This window comes from Acidaminobacter sp., from assembly GCF_030247605.1.
GTDB lineage: Bacteria > Bacillota > Clostridia > Peptostreptococcales > Acidaminobacteraceae > Acidaminobacter.
Map to the genome: position 1 here is coordinate 1 of NZ_JAOTSB010000031.1, position 18551 is coordinate 18551.

The window sequence follows — 18551 nt, forward strand, 5'->3', positions numbered from 1 at the left end:
CATACAAATAGATGTTAATTTGCTGCAATTTTCTTTCACCCATTGGGTGAAAGAATGGTTTTGGCTTAACGATTATAAATACTTGCTTAAAGGGTTATATGAGTAGATTGCACGTAGAATCTAGGTAAGCTCAACGTTTTCTTCAGAGAATGAAGTCAGGTTTGGCAGATAGTCATCTGCTGTGGCAGATTCAAGAACCTTGCGCTCTACGCCAAAGTCAGTTTCTGCACGCTCAAGGCCATACCATGCAGAGTCGTTGAAGGATTGGTCCCCAAGTCCGCCAGTGTCTGTAATCATGCCTACGACAACGCTTTCTTTTGTCTCACCGCAGCCTGCGAGCGCTCCGGCCGCAAGTATAACGATGAGCAGTAATGCAAATAGCTTCTTCATCATCCCGTTCCTCCTCATTTTTCAGGTTGTGCCAAATGTCCTTTTTATATCGCAAAAAAATTCACCAGAAGACCTACAACACAGAGTACCTCGCACTGCGAGTATTGACCCGCACTTCAAACTTTCCGATGTTGTTAATAATCTTGACTGGCGACTCTTCCTGCACTCTCTAGTGGACAGGCTCACCTCATGTTGTTGAATACATCTTAATTATATCCAAAATTGTCCTCAAGTATCAAGCAAAGAACATAATTTTTTAGTAAAAAGGCCGGTAGATCGCACATTCCAGCGACTTACCGGCCTCTCTCAATTCATCTTGGATCAATCCAACCTCTAAACTAGCAAGGTACCGCTTCTTTAGCAAGGAAACCCGCTTCCGCCAGCAGTTTGATTGCGAGCTCAAGCTTCTCTTCAGCCACCATGACAATTGGTCCGGTGCAGCCCATGCCGCTCTCCGCATAGACGCCCTGCTTCCAAAGCGCTTTAACCGCATCTTCAAGGTCCATGATGTCAATGCCTGAAACGGAGCCGGTGACGACTTCTTTCGCAGGGGCTTTAACTTCTGTCTCTTCTTCCGCTGCAGCTGATTTTTTTGTATCCTTGGTCAAGCCTTGAACAATCTTGTCAAAGCCCGCAGCGCGAACTTTGTCAAACTCCGCTTTAGCGACCTCTTTCAGATTGCCCTTAGCGAGCATGGCGCCGTAACGGATCGCGTTTGCGACAACCGGTACGCCTGATGCTCTTGAGAGGATCAGGATCGCGCGCTCATAGTCAAAGCCAATGCCAGGACCATAGCCAAAGCCAGTGGCTTCATAGCTTCCGCCGGTTGTAAAGGAAGAGAACATCTTCATCAGGATATTGCCTGTCAGAGTATCTGTGACCATGACGTCGACAGAGCCCATGAGCAGGTCGTTGCCGCGCATGACATTGCCGCCGTCTGAACGGCCGGACTCGCCGAAGCTGAGGTCGTAGCCTGCAGCGATCAGCTCTTTGAGTCCGCGCTCAACGGTACGCGCGTTGTCGACATTCAAAATGCCCACTGAAGGTTTTTGGATCCCCATTGCTTTTGCCGCGACCACACCATAAATGGCGTTTTTCAGCATAGCTTCAGTTCGGTTGGTCGCAGACGTACCCGTCGTGGTCGCTATGAACATTTCACGGCCGATTCCCGGTGTGACCACACGGCCAACCGTTGAAACGCCAATTGGGAACGTATAGTGCATGGTGACACAAGACTGGATGTAGCCGCTGTCCAGGAGCTCTTCCATCTTCTTATGCATTTCGTCTTCAGAATTGATTTCGACCACTTCAAGGGAAGTGTCGCACTTAGGTCCAATCAGGACAATATCGTAGTCCGCGTCGCGAGCCGCAAGTTCTGCGCCTTTGACGAGGTTCTCCACGCCATGCTCGCTGCCAAGGGTAGTCAGTCCTACGCGAACGCGGCTGCCGAACTTACCGGTTTGAATGGCATCCGCGATTTCGAGGAACGCATTACCAAGAATCTTTTTTACTTCGAGGTTCTCAGACATATTAGCCCCTCCTTACGCGTTTAGCAAGTGAGCGGCAAAACCTCTCATGGCTTCTGCGATCATGTTGTTGATTTCTTCCTTGGAGACGGAAGCACCCTCTGAAGCAGTCTCGCCACTGTTTCTCTCGACGACAATGGAAACACCGTCAAACAGGTTCGTCATACGGCCGAGGAACAGGGAGCCTTTACCAACGATCATTGCGCGGTTCAAGCTGCCAGTCGTCAAATCATCTATGGCAAAACCAGCATATGGCACGCCTGATGGAATGTGGCCCTGTGTAGGTGCCCAGCCGTTCATGCCGTGCTTCTCAACGAATTCGTTAAGCTGCGTGCGCTCGAGCTCACCACGTTTGACGCCAATTGCAGCAATCATTTTGTAGTTGGCTTCAGGAACGTCGCCGGCGCCGGCAGGCTTCGTGATGTCAGGGTTCTGCATTTCTACGGAGTACTTATCGATATCCGTAACTTTGAGGTTGCCTTTGTCGAGCGGCATTGAAATCAACGCCGTGATAACTGCCTGAGGAGAAGAGCCTGTGCCGACGTTGTGCTTGCCGACTAGGTCTGTTCTGAGAACCGGGGAGCTCCCGTCATTTTCAGAAATCAGAAGCGCGAATCCGCCGAGGACGTCCTCAAGAATAGGGAGGCCTTTCTTGACATGGTCTTTGCCGTTCATGCCAAGCTTGGCAGTAGCGCCGCCGGCGACGATGACGACATTTTTATAAGTGCCGGCCTTAACGAGAGAAGCCGCTGTAATCAGAGCATGAGTAGGCGCCGCGCAGAAGCCTCTGAGGTCGGAACCGGTCGCGTTGACTGCGCCGCCCATCTCAGCAATGGATTTTGCGAAGTTGCCGCCGCCACGCTGGTTCATGTCGCCGCAAGCTTCTTCAGAGCACTCGATCACATAATCAATTGAAAGTGGATCAATGTTGTTTTTAGCTACCAGGTGTTTGAACGCGAGGATGCCGGAAGCCTTAACAACGAGGTTTTCGAACATGACATGGGCATTGAGGTTGACGTCGACGTCGTGGGCTTTCTTGACGCAGCCGACGAGTTTGCCGTCATGGTAAATCGCTTCCGCATGGTGGACGTTCACGAGCTCTTCGATCATGGCAAGGGAATCGCCTTCGCCAAGCCTAGCGAGCTCTTCCGGAGTCGCCAGAGCATTCTTGCCATATTCCGCTTTCGCCAGATCCATAAAGGACTTCTCGAGCTTGACAAGGTCAAAGACGTCAGAAAGTTTCAGCATGGCAATGAATTCAACTTGTGGCATGATCTCGCCGAACTTGCCATCGCGGCTGCTGCCCGGGACATCAACGCCGACCCATGGCTTTTCAAGCTTCCCAAGGGCTTCAGGCGTGAGGTTTCCAATATAAGTCTGGTTTGGCGCGTAGTTGACAACTTCTTCGAACGTACGAAGATGCTCAGGAACTTTCTTGAGGTATTCCGAATCAGGATTCATTGCTTTCTCAACTGTTTGAGTTGTACCATTGTGCATGATCATGTCCGGCGTGTGCACGAGCACATAACCGGCCGCTTTCAATACTGCGTAGGACATTTTACACCTCCGAATAATGTTTAAATAGGTTGAGGCTAGAGGCCTGCACTGCACATACCCTTCACCTCAACCTATTCAGGTCAAATTATATTATTTATCAAAGACCGTCTGCTCAGTGACTTCTACAGTCAAAGCATGGAGCGCTCTTTCGACGATACGGCGGCGAAGCTTTTTCTCTTCTGCCGGTTCGAGCGCTGGATTGCCGAGCGGATGCGGAATTGCGATTGCCGGAACGATTCTGTTCGCGCCAACAGTCAGGGAAATTGGAACTACTGTCGCAATGTGGACAACAGGAATACCGGATCTTTCAATAGCTTTAACCATCGTTGCACCGCAACGAGTACAGGTGCCTCACGTTGAAGTGAGAATAACCGCGTCAACGCCATCTGCAAGAAGGTCCTTAGTAAATTCCGCAGCAAACTCGTTGGAATTCTTAACGGAAGTACCATTTCCTGTCGTTGTGTAGAAGTAACGGTACAGTTCGCCAATCTTGCCTTCCTTTTCGAGGTCGCGAAGGACGTCTACAGGAAGTACACGGTCGGAGTCGTCGTTGCAGTAAACCGGGTCAAATCCGCCGTGAGCAGTTTCGTAAGTTTCGAAAGTCAGGTCAGAAATGCCATCAATGTCATACTTGCCATATTTGGAGGCAGAAGAAGACTCGATGCGATCTGGATTGCCTTTCGGAACAATACCGCCTGAAGTGACCAGAGCGATTTTTGCTTTGCTAAGATCTTTGATTGCATTGCCTGGAGCAACATGATCAAATACCGGCATTGGGTACTCTGTCTCAAAAGGCTGGTCATTCAGCTTGCTGACAAGCATTTCAACCGCACGCTGTGCGCCAATCTTGTCGACGAAGACGTTTCTGCGGATGCCGCGCTCAATGTAGCCTTCTTCAGCAGGTCTGCCGATAGTCGCGCCTTCAGCAAGCTTGACAGCGAACTTCGCGACAGCCGGAACCGCTGTACGCATTGCAGCTGCGGAGTTGCCAGTCTCGATAATGTAGAGGTCCTTGCGGTACATATCGACACCCGGGTTCTCAATGTACATAGCTGTTACAACTGGAATCTCGAGCTCTTCTTGAACGAACTTGGAGATTGTGCCGCAAGCAGCGCCATAACGGCCTGCGTTGAACGCCGGACCTGCAATAAGCATGTCAGCGTTTTGGGCTTTGATCATCTCGAGGATTGTTGCTTTTGCTTCCTCAAGATTCTCGTTGAAATAGGAGTCACCACAGATTACTGTAGCAACGATTTCCATATCTTTTCCTAGCTTTTTGAATTCAGCGTTCAGTGCCATGCCGGGACCGACAACGCCTTCTCTCAGCTCAGGTTTCACGTCTGCTTTTTCTTCACCGCCAATGCCCGCGAAGAATTGGTTAATGTAGTGCACAATTCTAATCTTGCTCATAAGCCGCCTCACACTCCTCCGCAAATACTAACGCGGTGGAATAGATTGAGGATCCCTCCCTTCACATTTTTCTGGTTTAAAGGATCGCTGGTATATTACTTTAAAACGGTATTGCCATCAGGTTTTGTACAGTTCGACCGAACTGTGTAATTGCATGGATTTGGTTGTTAATCAGGGTTTTTATCAGGGTTGATAATCAGGGTTTTGGTAAAGCGTTTTAGTTCTTTGATATCTCTAAATTATCGGCGCGATCTTAGAGATATTTGCAGTAAGACGTTCTCATGTTTGTCATCTCAGCAACGATGTCGTCCACGTTGAGGACCATTTCCATCATGCCGATCTGATCTTCGTAGACGTCTGCGTCTACGTCAGCCTTGAACTCAGGCTCTACCGCGTGGTAGACAGAAAGTCCAAGTGCTACGCCTGCAAGGCTTCCTGCAAACGTTGGGTCACCATTGGTGACGGTCTCAGCTGCAAGACCAGCTGATTCTGCTTCTGCTGCGCCGAAGATAACTACGACATTCTCATGTCCGTACTCATCCGCTAAAGATTTAACCCTGTTCTGATTCTCCAAATCCATGGCCCCTGCAGCCGTTCAGACAAAACACTCTGTTGCGGAATAGACGACTGTTGCCGCGCTATTCGTCTTGACGCATTCTTCGATCGCTTGGCCCGGAACACCGTCGCGGTCGCCAATGATGATCACTTTTTTATTAGCTAAAATGCTCATTCTCGACATCCTTTCGATTTTAAATTCTTTTTATTTCGACTTGCTTTTTATTAGTACATTCTTGCAGTGAGCTTGTTGAAGCCAAGCTCATTGGTAGCGCCCGTAATAACCTGGATTTCGGCAACAATGCTGCCATCCGGTCTGAGGGAGCCGTCAAATCCGCCAGCGATTTTATCCGTGTAATCCAGCATGCCAATGATTTTCTTCATTGGAGGGAGTTCAATGGTCTCATTTGCGTTGCCGCCTGTGACCACTGCGTTTGCAGATGGATCCGCATCTGCGAGGGACTGGGATGAACCGTCACGGCCAGCATACTCGTCTGTTACGATAACAGTCTTGACGCCTTCCGCTTCGATTTTTTTGCAGTTCATGATCAGGTCAGTATCCGGGTTGCCGAAACCTTCCTGTGAAACAATAGCGCCGTCCAGGCCGAGGAACTTCGTGAACTTCGCAGTCCAGTTGGAAGATCTCTCTTTGTCAGCGAGGTAAACGTTCTCGTTCGTGATGATGACGCCCATGAAGTTGATGGACTTGCCATGCTCAGCGTAGAGATGTTTGATGATTGGGTTGTTGAGGTGGTGGTAGGTTGTGTTCTTGTCGCAAGCTGAAACGCAGTTGCCGCTCAGGATTGCGCCATCCATGACTTCAGTCGGATAGAGGATTGTAGGAACAATCTTCTTCGCGTCAACGCCATAGACATAAGTGTCGTGGAGAAGGCCTTGTGTTTGAAGCATGTAGACATAGCCGACTTTAGGAAGCTCTGGGTACTGAGCTGCTTGCTCAAAGAGCGGTTTAGTCTCATAAGTGTGGACGACGTCCGGAGTAACCGTTCTGCCGAGTTCACCGATTAAAGTTGCGACTCTGAGGCCAGCCATACGGGCTGCCGCTTCGTAGTCGTACTGGTTGATGCCTTCAGCAGGCTCAATGACCAGACAAACGTTGTTGGTTTTGGAGAACGGTGTAAAGTCTGCGCCAGGGCCGGACATATCGATAATGCCTTCCTGGAAGCCTACAATTTTACCGCAAGTAACAACTGCTGCGCCTTTGAGTACGTGGGTTCTACCGGAACCAACGGTTGTAACTTTGTTGATGACGCCTGGGAAAATTGCACCAGGACCGTCAACCTTGACGCGTGGCTCAATAACATCCTTAACAGGTGTGATGCGGGTTTCTTCACCCGGCTTAGCAAGATCGACCTTACAGCTTTTGATATATTCATTTTCCATGACAAGCGAAACGATCTCATCACGATTAATGAACAGTGTCCCGTTTTCGACCTTACTGACGTCGCCAAACTGAACGTCTTTGATTAGAATTTCACCAAGTTCTAAACGCAAAAGGTTCACCTCCTTGTATATTTGAACCGGACCCTCCGGTTACAGACAATGCTCTTCTTTAAAGATTAGCGTCCAACATTTCTTTGATGCCGGCTTTTGAAGCTTTTTCCTTAGTGACTTCGCCTACTTTTTGACCGCCCTTGTAAAGGGTGATTGTAGGAAGGCCAAGCACTTTTTGAGAGATCGCCAGTCTTCTGGCATTCGTTGTGTTGAGTTTGCAGAATTTGACTTTGCCTTCATATTCCGCCGCGAGTTCCTCCACGTCCGGCATGAGGGCCTTGCATGGCTCACAGCCGTCGCTCCAGTAGTCGACAAGCACAAAACCATCGGCACCAAGCACTTCCTGTTCAAAATTGTCTTTGTCCAGTATAAACATGATTTTCCTCCCTACCCTATCTATAAATACCCACTATGCGTGGAATTTATCCTCAATATATTTTTCTGCCATAACCGCGGCGATCGCGCCGTCCGCAGTTGCGGTCACCACCTGGCGAAGCACCTTCTGGCGAACGTCGCCTGCGGCAAAGACGCCCGGGATATTGGTGTTCATGTTCTCATCCGCGATCAGGTATCCTGTCTGATCCATGTCGAGAACGCCTTTGAAGAGGGCTGTAAGCGGATCGTAGCCTATGAAGACGAAGACACCCATAGTGCCGTCATCCTCAGACGCCGGAATGTCCACAACTTCGCCGGTCTTGACATTCTTAACCTTGATGCCTTCGAGAATGCCGTCTCCATAGACCTCTTCGACGACGGAGTCCATGAGGTACTCCACTTTCTCGTTCTTCTTGACTTTTTCAATGATGGACTTCGCTGCTCTGAACTCGTCGCGTCTGTGAACCAGTGTGACTTTTCGCGCGAACTTGGTCAGGTACATAGCTTCCTCAACCGCGGTATCACCGCCGCCAACGCAGTAGACTTCGAGGTCTGTGAAAAAGTCCGCGTCGCAAGTTGCGCAGTAGGAGACGCCTTTGCCTGTGAGCTCCGCTTCGCCCGGACATCCGATCTTTTTAGGGGATGCGCCAGTGGCAACGATGACTGCTTTTGCTTTATAAATATCGCCGCTCTCAGTTTCGATCACTTTGAGATCACCGTTAAAATCAATAGACTTGACGCCATCCTTCACGCGCTCCGCGCCAAACTCGTCACACTGAGCGACCATGCGCTCTACCAGGCTTGGGCCGGTAGCGTGCTCAACTGAGCCCGGGTAGTTGGCGACTTCATCTGTTGTTGCAATCTGGCCGCCTGGCTTTTCCTTTTCCAAAATAACAGTTTTCATCTTTGCGCGAGCAGCGTAAAGACCCGCTGACAGACCCGCAGGTCCTGCGCCGATAATCACGACATCATAGTGCTTTTCCATGCCTGTGCCCCCCATGTTCTAATTTCCTGGTTGTATGCGTTACAAAGCGTACTGTAGAGAATCACGCACCGCTTTTGCGACGTTTCCGTGACCAGTTCGCTCTAACCAAACTGATTTATGCTTTCAATGCCGCTTAATATGAGGTTGAGGTCAATCAATCTGAAATCGTCATAGACTTTATCCGAGTAGCGAATGACCTTGGCATCCGCGAGGAACTTTTTTGCTGTGGCAAGGCTCTCTTCAATAATTTGAAGGGACTGAAAATCAAGTACCTCAACTTCAGATGTCACTGCCACTGACTTGAATGGTGTCTCGTAAGGCTTCACGCTGCCGGACAGCGGATGCGTCAGCAGCCTGTGGCCCTTGTGAATCAAGTTCCGCGCCTCTGCCAGAACGCCGATCAAATCAAGATTTTCCTGATAAACGACCTGGGTGAGATTCTTCGTATCACCTGGCTTAAAGCGCTCCTGAACCATTCGGTTGTTGGTGACCAGTATGAATTTCATTTCAGAATCCCTCACTTTCAATCGCTCTTCATCTATTTTCATTTATCGAAATAAAAAAGGGAGGAATGCAGTAATAAAGCTGCCATTCCTCCCTCTGTTTCAACCTGAGAGTTTCTTATCTGTGATTGAAGTTTGATCACAAAATAATTGCCCCTACGGTGCCTGTTCGGCTTTTCAGAGATCTGTCTAAGTCCGGTCCTTTTGCCTGAAAATTTCACGGTCACTTGGCAGTGACAGCTTGTCCCTTCGGCGATCAAATTAATGATTCTCTCCCTGACTTTTCATCCAGTCTATTCAATTTTTAACGCAAGTCCTGCGTCTATCACTCATAGAATTTTCTGATAAAAGATTCGTATTTATTTAACAATCTTTATGTTACATCGTCATTATAGTGCATTCACAAATAAATTGCAACCCCTATAAACATTTTTGTCATAAAATTAACAACACGTTGAAAGCCTTAATTTTCAACGTGTTGGCGGATTCTAAAACAGGCAAATGAATTATTATTACAGTCGATCTGACAAATCGGGAAAATTATTTTCTAAAATAGGTGAATGCAACACAACCCGGGCCAGAATGCGTCCCGACCACAGCGCCGACTGTAGAACGATGAATTTTGGAAGGATGAATGACGCTTGAGGCCACATCAATCATTTCCTCCATAAAGATGGGATCTGCCGCATGGAAAAAGCCTACGCTCTCCTCTGACATCTCCGCCGCATGTTCCTGGAGGTACTGTTCGAACCATTTCAGTGTCTTCTTGCGCCCACGTACCTTGTCAAGAGGCGCCAAAGCCCCGTCCTTGACACATAGTACAGGCTTAATGCTCAGGAGCCCGCCAATCACAGCCTCTCCAGCGCTCAATCTTCCACCTTTATGCAGGTAGGTCAATGTATCGACAAAGATTAGCATTTCGAGCCGCGTCATAAGTCGCTCACATTCGTTGACAATATCTTCCCTGCTCATGCCTTCTCTCGCCATTTCAGCGGCTTTCAGAACCAGAAGGCCCTGTCCGAAGCTTACGAACTTGGAGTCAATGACCGTAATGCGTCCGGCGCCCGCTTCCTCTGCCGCAGTCACCGCCGCGGAATAGGTCCCGCTAAGTTTTGAGGAAAGTGTGATGACAACAGCTTCTCCCCCTGCCTCTACAATGCGATCAAAGCATTCCACAAACTGGCCTACGTTGACCTGGGAAGTCGTTGGCAGCGTCTGCGCCGTCTTAAGTTTCTCAAAAAAAGCCTCCGGTGTGAGATCAATGCCGTCCCTGTAAGAAACCTCACCAAAGTTGACCATCAGAGGCAGCACTTCAATTCCATAGGCTGATTTCAGATCGCCGGGCAAATCAGAAACACTGTCGGTGATGATTTTAACCGCCATATAAACACCCCTCTAGTTTGAATAGTTCCATTATAACGTGTATTCTGCTGATGCGAAAGCAAAACAAGTTATAAGACTTTGCCGATGGCCCCCCAGGCCTCAGCACCCCCAGCCTCTAGACCAGCTCCGGAAACCCCTGCTGTCTGAGGGCCTCAAACAAGACGACGGCGACCGCATTCGAAAGGTTTAAGCTTCTTGCGTCTGCGGAATCGCGCATTGGAATCCGCATCAAACCCGATTTGTAAGTGTCGTGAATCAGCAGCGGCAGTCCCCGGGTCTCGCTGCCAAAGACAATGACAGCGTCCTTTTCGTACTCAACCTCGGTATAGAGCTTCCGGGCTTTAGTCGACGAAAAATAGAGCGGGCGTCCCTGCATAGCCTCCAGAAACGCTTCCAAAGATTCATGCACCGTGACGTCAACCAAATGCCAGTAGTCGAGTCCGGCTCTTTTTACGTATTTTTCATCAATGGAGAAGCCCAAAGGCTTGATCAGATGCAGCTTGGCGCCGGTTACCGCGCAGGTCCTGGCAATATTACCAGTGTTGGGTGGAATTTCGGGCTGATAAAGCGCAATTTCAATAGACATAGTCATCTCCTAGAATTTTGTCATGATGCGCAGGAACAGTGGGCGATAGGCTAAGCCGATTTTGGCGCAGCCGCAAGCAGCCACAAGAGGCTTTTTAAAACTTAGTCATTAGACGTAGAAGCAGCGGCCTGTGGATCTCCACCGCCTCCTTGGGGCACAGCTCCTGGCAGCAGTAGCATCTTATGCATTTTGAAAGATCCACCACCGGGTAGCCTTCCCTGACTGCTTTGTCCATAGCGATCGCTTGAGGCGGGCAAAGCCGCCTGCAGTCCCCACACTTCACACAATGCCTTGAATCAAAGACCGGCCGCGGCTTGAGCATGAGATCCGCAGCGTGCTTGATGAAATAAGGGGCGTGGCCTCTTAAAAATTCAATGCTTCTAATGTTTGGTGCCTTGAAATGAGGTATATGAAATGCCTTCAGCGGCAGACCTGTCATTTCTGCGGGAGCGTTCACCGGATCAATCAATCCCCGGGTCACTGCTCTTCTTAAAGTGGGCACATCCTGCGGATCGATCTGAACCAGCTTCACCGCGGTCATGTCCAGCCAGTGTGGGTTGTCAGAGGCTAATACCACCCCCAGGTCGACTGGATCACCGGCGGAAGGTCCTGCGCCTTCCATGCCTACAATCCCATCCATCAGGGACAGAACAGGCCTGACGTGCTCACAAATATCCACCAGCATGTCCGCAAAATCGTCCGGCTCGGGCATTTTGAAATGATATTCTGCCTTGATCATGCCCGGGACCGTTCCAAACATATTCTTCACTGCGCCGGTAAACTTCATCATGCCGTGGGTTTTCAGCTTGGAGACTGAAATGACTTTGTCGACATCATTTAAAGCGTCAATCAGGGTGAGGCGTTTGAGCAGGTAACCATCGGCATTCTCTCGCTCCATGCTTTTCACATTGCGGTTCAGTTTAATACCGGGCTGTTCCGGGCGTTCAGAACGCCCGAGCCGGTCATAGCCGCAGCCCTTATAGACGCTCTCCAGCATCCTGAGCACAAACGGGCCTCCGGGGCTGTCCGCTATGAGGACGTCGCAGCCAAATTCAGTCACGAGATCCGCCAAGGCTTCCACAAAGACCGGGTGGGTCGTCGTCGCCTCTTCGGGCGCCTTTTTCATCAAGAGATTGACCTTCAGCATGACACGCTCGCCGGGTGAAAGGAACGCCGAAAAGCCCCCAAGGGCCTCAACGGCCTCCTGGATGGCTTCTCTCACAGGTTTATAGTCATAGTCGAAGGATTGGCATTTGACCAACGCGACCTTTGAATTCATGGCTGACCTTCTTTCTTAATTTACATTTTAAGGTAGTTTGGGGTTGATAGGCGTCAGCCGCAGATACCAGCTTCCACATTTACGCCAGCCACAGCACCAGAGCGCCCAGGGCAATCCTGTACCAGGCAAAAGGTTTGAAATCATGCTTTTTAATGTAACCCATAAATCCGGCAATGACGACATACGCCACAATAAAGGACACCACAGTCCCCACCGCAAGCAAAATCCACTGCGGCTGAGTTAAGGCCGACTCAAATTTTGCCATTTTGTAAATGCCGGCACCAACCAGCGTCGGAATGGCCAGATAGAACGAAAACTCCGCCGCCAGAGACCTTGAAAATCCTATGACAATAGCGCCTATAATCGTAGACGCAGAGCGGGACATCCCCGGCACCAAAGCCATGCACTGGGCAAGGCCAACAAAAAGCGCCGCACGGTAGGTGATCTGCTGCTCGTCTCTGACGAGCACTCTGAAATGCCTGTTCTCAATGAACAGAAGCATAACCGCACCGACGACCAGCGCAATGGCGACCACAGTGGGATTGAAGAGCACTTCGTCAATAGCGTCCTCAAAAGGGACCGCAATGGCAATCGCCGGCAGCACGGCAAGGGCTACCTTGGACCATCGGGACACATAAGTCTTCATCTCACCGCGTTTCGGGAAGACTTTGTCCCGGAAATACAAAATAACAGCAAGGATCGCGCCAGTCTGAATCACCACTGCGAAAAGATTGGCAAAGTCACCCTCAAAACTGAGGTAGTTGTTGGCAATGATCAGATGTCCGGTGGAGGACACCGGCAGAAATTCTGTCAGACCCTCGACTATGCCCAGTATTATAGCTTTTACGACGTCCATAAACATAAAATTTTCTCCTTTTGACAAGTCATTGATGCCGCAGCATCACAGTATTTTGCAGCACCCAAGCAAGGCTGCTGAGGCTCATGTTTGAATCATTACAGTATCTGGCAGCCCCCAACCACCGTCCGCGCCACGAACTGCTTCTGATACCACTCTAGAACACCCAGCTCGCGCAGCCTTTCAATCAAGACGCCTTCCTCCAGCGCTTCCGGCATGGCAATCCCCAGAATTGTGCCGCTGTGGGCACCCACGACCCCATAGGCGCCTTCCCTTTCAGCCATTTCCATTATTGCCTCGAGATGGGGCTTCATCAAGACCGCCTGATGCTCCAGCACACTGGCGGCCGCAGCTTGAAACACGCCTCTGACAGAACCCTCTCGAATGGCTTTCTCGAATAATCTAAAAGGTATTTCCGTCTTCTGATCAAGGGCAATCTGCACCGCCTCATCAGATCGAAAGGTATCTGTCACACAGATTGATAACGGCTCCAGGACCAGCAGTTTCACATTTTCCACCGTTTTATAGGTTTCGAGCACTCTCCCCGACAGATGATCAAAGAGCGTCCACGCCTCGAACATCAGTCCGTCACTCGGCTCGATCTCTGCGCAGAGGGCTGCCAGAGTCTCCGCCGGCTGAGGCGCCTCAAACAGTTCAAACACCGCCGCCATGACGCCGCAAAGATCCGAGGTACTGGACGCATAACCTTTCCCGGGTGCCACAGGAGAGTTCAGCACAAGTTCCACCTGCGACGCCTCCCGTTCAGTCAACCCCAGGTGTTTGACTGCGCTCAAAAACCCCGCAGCCGCCTTGGGCTGCAGGTTTGTTTTTCCAGTGGTTCCGCTCCCCCCACCCTTCACCAGGCGAGCTTCCACTTCAGTATACAAATTGATAGGCAGCGATATTAAGGACTCCTTTGCAAGATACGGTCCTTGAATCAGCTCCCCGCAGGTCGTGGGCACCTTGAGTCGAACATGATCTTTTGACATCTTTCAGCTTCCCTAAAAATTATTCATTTTGAATCAGCAGCGACGACAAGGCTTTGATCAACCGAGCCTGATCCTCATCCCCAAGAACCGCCAGCCGGAAATAACCCTGTCCAAGACCTCTGTAATTGGCGCAGTCCCGGATGAGGATCCCCGAAGCTTCAAGTCCCTGCTTTAATGTCCGTTGAAACGGCTCGGAGACACGAATCAACAGATAATTCACTTCACCGGGAAACAGGACGACCGGTTCAAAGGCGGACAGGCTGTGTGACAGCTTGGACTTCAAGCGGTCAAGCTCCGCCCTTGTTTTTTCTATGTACTCAGCATCGTCAACAGCCGCCAAAACGTAGACTTGAGCCAGGGCATTCATGCCCCAGACCGGTTTGACCTCCTGCCAATAAGCCTCAAATGCGGGCGAGGACGTGATCAGATAGCCTGCACGAAGACCTGGTACAGCAAAAAACTTTGTCAGCGAGCGCGTGACAAAGAGATTCTCATACTCAGGAACTTCACAAGCCATGGACCAAGAACTTGAAGCCTCATCCGCTAAAAAATCCATGAAGGCTTCATCTGTGAGCAGCGCGCCGCCCCAAACTGACAGGCGCTTTAACGTCTCCTTCAGGACCGCCTTCTCTACGAGCTGACCTGTTGGATTGTTGGGGGAGCCCAGCACGACGAGATCCGGTTTTTGCTGATCCACAGCGTTTAAAAAAGCCGACCGCTCCAGTGTAAAATTCGCTTCAGCCTTAAGGTCAAAATAGACGACCTCTGTGGCCTGGGCTCTCGCAGCCTTTTCATATTCAACAAAGGCAGGTGAGACAATCATGACTTTGGAAGGCTTCAGCGCCCTGAAGACGTCATGGATCGCTTCAATCCCGCCATTGGAAGGATACAGGTTCGCTTCATTCAAAGCCCCGCCGTGATAGGCTGCGAGCCTCTTCCTGAGCTGAGCGTACTGCGGGTCAGGGTATCGCGTCAAAGGGCCTCTCTCAGCGTTCAAAGCTGCCATAACTGCACTCAGGCCTTTTGGAGACGGCCCAAGAGGGTTGATGTTGGCGCTGAAATCCGCCAAAGAGTCCAAGGGAACACCCGTGCTTTGTTCCAAACTATATGGATTTCCGCCGTGTTCATAGCGCTGCATAGTGATCCCCCTTTTTCATGATGTTACACGATGTGACCTTAAAGGACAAGTCGTATTACGCCCTGCCAAAAAAGAAATGCAAGTATAGACGCACCGTAAACCAGCCGAACCGTGGTTTTCAGATGAGCCCGCACAGGACGTTCCACCGGATCCCCCATGGTCTTTTTTTCATAAGTGACGCCAAAATAGGTGGCTCTGCCGCCAAGCTGAATGCCAAGAGCCCCTGCCACCGAAGCTTCCGGGTAAGGGCTGTTGGGGCTCTCGTGATTGCGTCGATCCCGGATCATGATTCGGGCGGCGCGCTTCCAGTCCAGTCGGAGGACCCAGGCTGCCAGAATCACAAAAAGGCCGCTGAGTCGTGCCGGCAGCCAGGTGGCGAGGTCGTCGAACTTTGCGGCGGCCCAGCCAAAATGCAGATATTTGTCATTCTTATAGCCCACCATGGAATCCAGGGTATTGACGGCTTTATACGCCATGCCCAGCGGGACGCCGCCTATGGCGGTGAAGAAGAGGGGGGCGAGGATGCCATCGGCAAAATTCTCTGAAACCGTTTCGACGCCGCCCTTAATAATGGCGACGCGATCCAGTTTTGAGGTATCCCGGCTGACCAGCATGGAGAGCTGCTTTCGAGCGGGGTCCAGAGCATTGTCAATATCCTGATCAGAAAGAGACTTCGACCCAGGATTTTGCTGCGACGCCGCGTCCACCTTAGCCTCCGGCTCCGCTCCAGTCTTGCCCTCCTGTCCGGCCCCAGCCATACCCTCCTGCTCGGCCCCAGCCAAGCCCTCCGGCTCTGCTCCAAGGGCGTGATAAAGCTTCATGCCTTCGTCGCAGAGGCTGCGGGTGGCCATCATCTGGAAAAAAACCAGTGCCTGCACTATTAATCCGGCTATGGGATGCAGCCTGGCTGCCAAAGTGACTAATACCAAATAGAACAAGTACACCGGAACGACGGTCAATAAAACGAGGACGACACCCCGCAGCTTTAAACTGCCGGGTGAATCGCCCTCTCTCAGAAGCTTGTGTTCCCAAAACCTGACCAGCCGTCCTATATAGCGAATGGGGTGGGGCACACTCACAGGGTCCCCCACCGCCAGATCCAGTCCGTAGCCGATCCAGTATGCCAGCATGTCGCTAACCCAGGATCTCGTAGATCTTATCCATATTCAGGCAGGACTTCAGGAGCTCTGCCAGTTTATTGTACTCTTTATCCTTGAAGTCCTCATAGGTTTCAAGAGGTGCCTGCAATTTGTCCAGGCCCTTTTCCTTGCGGATGATGTTGACAAGATTACGGGTGAAGAGCAGATTGTCAAAAATGCCGTGGACATAGGTGCCTATGATTTTGCCGGTTTCATCCACAGAGCCGTCTGCGACTTCCGTGTCGAGGCCAAAGCGGTTGTAGATGTCAATGATGTGCGGCGCGCCCATTCTGCGGTAGGAGTGGCCCATGTGGATTTCATAGCCTTTGAGCTCCATGCCGTTGAGCTCCTCAAAAGCACCGCGCATGCCGCTGATGCGGCCGAAGACCTGCGTTGTGGTCTTGATGGTTTCGAAGACGGTGTCGACATCGAGAAGTCCAAGGCCAGGCATTTCATCGATGGTGCTCTCCGCGTGATGCGGGTCCTGAATGGTTTTGCCCAGGATCTGGAAGCCGCCGCAGAGGCCTATGATCATGCGGCCCTTTCTGTGGAGCTCGTAAATTTGGTCGGCAAGGCCGGAATCTCTGAGGAATTGAAGGTCAGACATGGTGGTCTTGGTGCCCGGAATGATCAGGATGTCCGGATCACCAATGCGCTCGCCCCGCATGACATAGCGGAGGTTGACGTCCTCCTGCATGCCAAACACGTCAAAGTCCGTAAAGTTGGAGACATGCGGCAGATAAAGGACCTCGACGTTGACTTTGCCGTGGCTCTCCGCCTTGACGCGGAAACGCTCGGACAAGCTGTCCTCGTCTTCAATCTTGAGTTCGGTGTAAGGCACGACGCCAAGGACTGGAATCCCGGTGAGTTCCTCGATCTGTCTCAGCCCCGGTTCGAGGAGCTTCACGTCGCCGCGGAACTTATTGATGATCATGCCTTTGACACGCTTTCGCTCCTCTTCTGAAAGAAGCATGATGGTACCGTAAAGGGATGCAAAAACGCCGCCCTTGTCAATGTCCCCAACAAGCAGCACAGGCGCATCCGCAATTTCAGCCATGCCCATGTTGACAAGATCGTTATCTCTGAGGTTGATTTCTGCCGGACTGCCTGCGCCTTCAATGACAATGATGTCATTTTCAGCGGCAAGACCTTCGTAAGCGCTGCGCACCAGGGATACCAGCTCTGGTTTTTTTGAGTGATAGTCCACTGCGCCAAGGCTGTCCACCGCCTCGCCTAGGAGAATGACCTGGGCTTCCTGGTCTGTGGACGGCTTGAGCAAAATTGGGTTCATGCGCACATCCGGCTTCTTGCCGGCTGCCTCTGCCTGAACGACCTGGGCTCTGCCCATTTCGCCGCCGTCCTCTGTGATGTACGAGTTGAGTGCCATGTTCTGTGATTTAAATGGCGCCACATTGTGTCCGTCATTTCGAAACACTCTGCAGAGTCCTGTGGTCAAAATGCTCTTGCCCACGGAGGAACCCGTGCCTTGAATCATAATGGGTTTAGCTTTTGGTGCCATCATAACGCCTCCTCTTAGTTACATGGCATCTCGTCTGCCCTCGCAGGCCGGCGGATGTCAGTGTTGTTGGTTTTTGGGTCTAGCCGCTTTATGTATGAACTCATTGAGAGCTTGTTCAACCACTTTGGGGGGAATAATTTGCATTTGGCTTTTTCCGGGTATCACGCTGCTTTGCTTAACCCAAGATTATAGCCGATGGTCTTCAAAACGACCTTTCCGGCGCGGGGAACGGGCTCTTGAGATGAACCAGCACCGCGAAGCCGTCAATAAAATCTACAATGACATGACCGCAGTTGTCAATCTTGTATCGCCAATAGCCTTCCATGGAGCCGTGGAGCCACTCCGTCAGAAGACTCCGGATCACGCCGGCGTGGGATACGATCAGGATTCGGTCCTCTTCTTTGAAATCTTTACTCAGGGAATTGTAGGCCGCCATGACCCTCTCATGAAACGTAACCATGGACTCCCCTTCGAGACACGGGATGTTCAGGTTATCCGCTTCCCATTTTAGGGCATAATCGCCGCCCGTCGTCATGATCTCCTCGTAGGTCATGCCTTCCCAGGCACCAAAGTTCATCTCTCTAAGATCCGGATGAAGTTCATAGGCGTCGGGATCGATCCCGGTCGCGATCACCGCGGTTTCTACCGCGCGTTTGAGGGGGCTGACGAGAACGCGCGTGAAGGTGTGACTTTTGAGATCCTCGGCAATATGCCGGGCCTGGTCTTTGCCTTTATTGGAAAGCGACGGATCTGAGAACCCGCAGAAGGTGCCTTTGGCATTCATCTCCGTTTCTCCGTGTCTGAGCAGGTGAATCTGCATTTTAGGGACTCCTTTATTGCGGAATTGGC

The 18551-nt window shown here is 51.0% G+C and carries 18 protein-coding genes and 1 riboswitch; all 18 genes read right to left on the reverse strand.

Annotated features, from left to right (window positions below; genetic code table 11):
• Positions 1-120 precede the first annotated feature (120 nt).
• The 18 genes from OEL90_RS12285 to OEL90_RS12370 all read right to left on the reverse strand — a co-directional run bounded on the left by OEL90_RS12285 (position 121) and on the right by OEL90_RS12370 (position 18522).
• On the reverse strand, positions 121-390 hold the full coding sequence (locus tag OEL90_RS12285; protein ID WP_300688957.1) for a BMP family ABC transporter substrate-binding protein: 270 nt from the start codon (positions 388-390) through the stop codon (positions 121-123).
• Positions 391-728: 338 nt separating this feature from the next.
• Positions 729-1919, reverse strand: a complete 1191-nt coding sequence (gene grdD / locus OEL90_RS12290; RefSeq protein WP_291402596.1) for a glycine/sarcosine/betaine reductase complex component C subunit alpha — start codon at positions 1917-1919, stop codon at positions 729-731.
• A gap of 12 nt (positions 1920-1931) precedes the next feature.
• Entirely contained in the window at positions 1932-3473 is a 1542-nt protein-coding gene (gene grdC / locus OEL90_RS12295) for a glycine/sarcosine/betaine reductase complex component C subunit beta (RefSeq protein WP_300688960.1), read from the reverse strand.
• A gap of 90 nt (positions 3474-3563) precedes the next feature.
• Positions 3564-4883: a glycine reductase complex selenoprotein B gene (grdB, locus tag OEL90_RS12300; protein ID WP_291402600.1), complete on the reverse strand. Its 1320-nt coding sequence runs from the start codon at positions 4881-4883 to the stop codon at positions 3564-3566.
• Between the two features lie 253 nt (positions 4884-5136).
• A complete protein-coding gene (gene grdA, locus OEL90_RS12305; protein ID WP_291402602.1) occupies positions 5137-5613 on the reverse strand; it encodes a glycine/sarcosine/betaine reductase complex selenoprotein A in 477 nt (158 codons plus the stop codon).
• 50 nt (positions 5614-5663) lie between these two features.
• Positions 5664-6950, reverse strand: coding sequence for a glycine/sarcosine/betaine reductase component B subunit (locus tag OEL90_RS12310; RefSeq protein WP_291402604.1), 1287 nt, complete (start codon positions 6948-6950; stop codon positions 5664-5666).
• A gap of 58 nt (positions 6951-7008) precedes the next feature.
• A complete protein-coding gene (gene trxA, locus OEL90_RS12315; RefSeq protein ID WP_291402606.1) occupies positions 7009-7326 on the reverse strand; it encodes a thioredoxin TrxA in 318 nt (105 codons plus the stop codon).
• Between the two features lie 33 nt (positions 7327-7359).
• Complete coding sequence (gene trxB, locus OEL90_RS12320) at positions 7360-8310, reverse strand: thioredoxin-disulfide reductase (protein WP_291402608.1); 951 nt, start codon at positions 8308-8310, stop codon at positions 7360-7362.
• Between the two features lie 101 nt (positions 8311-8411).
• On the reverse strand, positions 8412-8816 hold the full coding sequence (locus OEL90_RS12325; RefSeq protein WP_291402610.1) for a GrdX family protein: 405 nt from the start codon (positions 8814-8816) through the stop codon (positions 8412-8414).
• Between the two features lie 183 nt (positions 8817-8999).
• Positions 9000-9101: riboswitch (glycine riboswitch) on the reverse strand.
• A gap of 252 nt (positions 9102-9353) precedes the next feature.
• Positions 9354-10196 carry a DegV family protein gene (locus OEL90_RS12330; RefSeq protein ID WP_300688966.1) on the reverse strand — a complete coding sequence of 281 codons (843 nt, stop codon included), beginning with the start codon at positions 10194-10196 and terminating at the stop codon, positions 9354-9356.
• Positions 10197-10311: 115 nt separating this feature from the next.
• Complete coding sequence (locus OEL90_RS12335; protein WP_291402614.1) at positions 10312-10782, reverse strand: tRNA (cytidine(34)-2'-O)-methyltransferase; 471 nt, start codon at positions 10780-10782, stop codon at positions 10312-10314.
• 94 nt (positions 10783-10876) lie between these two features.
• Entirely contained in the window at positions 10877-12061 is a 1185-nt protein-coding gene (locus OEL90_RS12340) for a DUF362 domain-containing protein (RefSeq protein WP_291402616.1), read from the reverse strand.
• 79 nt (positions 12062-12140) lie between these two features.
• Positions 12141-12923 carry an undecaprenyl-diphosphate phosphatase gene (locus tag OEL90_RS12345; protein WP_307731008.1) on the reverse strand — a complete coding sequence of 261 codons (783 nt, stop codon included), beginning with the start codon at positions 12921-12923 and terminating at the stop codon, positions 12141-12143.
• A 92-nt stretch (positions 12924-13015) separates the two neighbouring features.
• Positions 13016-13906, reverse strand: a complete 891-nt coding sequence (locus OEL90_RS12350; RefSeq protein WP_300688969.1) for a hypothetical protein — start codon at positions 13904-13906, stop codon at positions 13016-13018.
• Between the two features lie 19 nt (positions 13907-13925).
• Positions 13926-15044 (reverse strand): pyridoxal phosphate-dependent aminotransferase, encoded by a 1119-nt coding sequence (locus tag OEL90_RS12355; RefSeq protein WP_291402619.1) that lies wholly within the window; start codon positions 15042-15044, stop codon positions 13926-13928.
• Positions 15045-15082: 38 nt separating this feature from the next.
• The gene (cbiB, locus tag OEL90_RS12360) at positions 15083-16174 is read right to left on the reverse strand and encodes an adenosylcobinamide-phosphate synthase CbiB (RefSeq protein WP_291402621.1); all 1092 of its coding nucleotides are present in this window, start codon (positions 16172-16174) and stop codon (positions 15083-15085) included.
• A 4-nt stretch (positions 16175-16178) separates the two neighbouring features.
• Positions 16179-17702, reverse strand: a complete 1524-nt coding sequence (locus tag OEL90_RS12365; protein WP_291402623.1) for a cobyric acid synthase — start codon at positions 17700-17702, stop codon at positions 16179-16181.
• A gap of 202 nt (positions 17703-17904) precedes the next feature.
• The gene (locus tag OEL90_RS12370) at positions 17905-18522 is read right to left on the reverse strand and encodes a histidine phosphatase family protein (RefSeq protein WP_291402625.1); all 618 of its coding nucleotides are present in this window, start codon (positions 18520-18522) and stop codon (positions 17905-17907) included.
• Between the last annotated feature and the right edge of the window lie 29 nt (positions 18523-18551).

Coding starts and splice junctions, on each gene's coding strand:
- OEL90_RS12325 (WP_291402610.1), bottom strand. CDS start 8,816: ATGAAATTCATACTGGTCACCAACAACCGAATGGTTCAGGAGCGCTTT.
- OEL90_RS12345 (WP_307731008.1), bottom strand. CDS start 12,923: ATGTTTATGGACGTCGTAAAAGCTATAATACTGGGCATAGTCGAGGGT.
- cbiB (WP_291402621.1), bottom strand. CDS start 16,174: ATGCTGGCATACTGGATCGGCTACGGACTGGATCTGGCGGTGGGGGAC.
- OEL90_RS12350 (WP_300688969.1), bottom strand. CDS start 13,906: ATGTCAAAAGATCATGTTCGACTCAAGGTGCCCACGACCTGCGGGGAG.
- OEL90_RS12370 (WP_291402625.1), bottom strand. CDS start 18,522: ATGCAGATTCACCTGCTCAGACACGGAGAAACGGAGATGAATGCCAAA.
- trxB (WP_291402608.1), bottom strand. CDS start 8,310: ATGGAAAAGCACTATGATGTCGTGATTATCGGCGCAGGACCTGCGGGT.
- OEL90_RS12340 (WP_291402616.1), bottom strand. CDS start 12,061: ATGAATTCAAAGGTCGCGTTGGTCAAATGCCAATCCTTCGACTATGAC.
- OEL90_RS12335 (WP_291402614.1), bottom strand. CDS start 10,782: ATGTCTATTGAAATTGCGCTTTATCAGCCCGAAATTCCACCCAACACT.
- OEL90_RS12365 (WP_291402623.1), bottom strand. CDS start 17,702: ATGGCACCAAAAGCTAAACCCATTATGATTCAAGGCACGGGTTCCTCC.
- OEL90_RS12355 (WP_291402619.1), bottom strand. CDS start 15,044: ATGCAGCGCTATGAACACGGCGGAAATCCATATAGTTTGGAACAAAGC.
- grdC (WP_300688960.1), bottom strand. CDS start 3,473: ATGTCCTACGCAGTATTGAAAGCGGCCGGTTATGTGCTCGTGCACACG.
- grdD (WP_291402596.1), bottom strand. CDS start 1,919: ATGTCTGAGAACCTCGAAGTAAAAAAGATTCTTGGTAATGCGTTCCTC.
- OEL90_RS12330 (WP_300688966.1), bottom strand. CDS start 10,196: ATGGCGGTTAAAATCATCACCGACAGTGTTTCTGATTTGCCCGGCGAT.
- OEL90_RS12285 (WP_300688957.1), bottom strand. CDS start 390: ATGAAGAAGCTATTTGCATTACTGCTCATCGTTATACTTGCGGCCGGA.
- trxA (WP_291402606.1), bottom strand. CDS start 7,326: ATGTTTATACTGGACAAAGACAATTTTGAACAGGAAGTGCTTGGTGCC.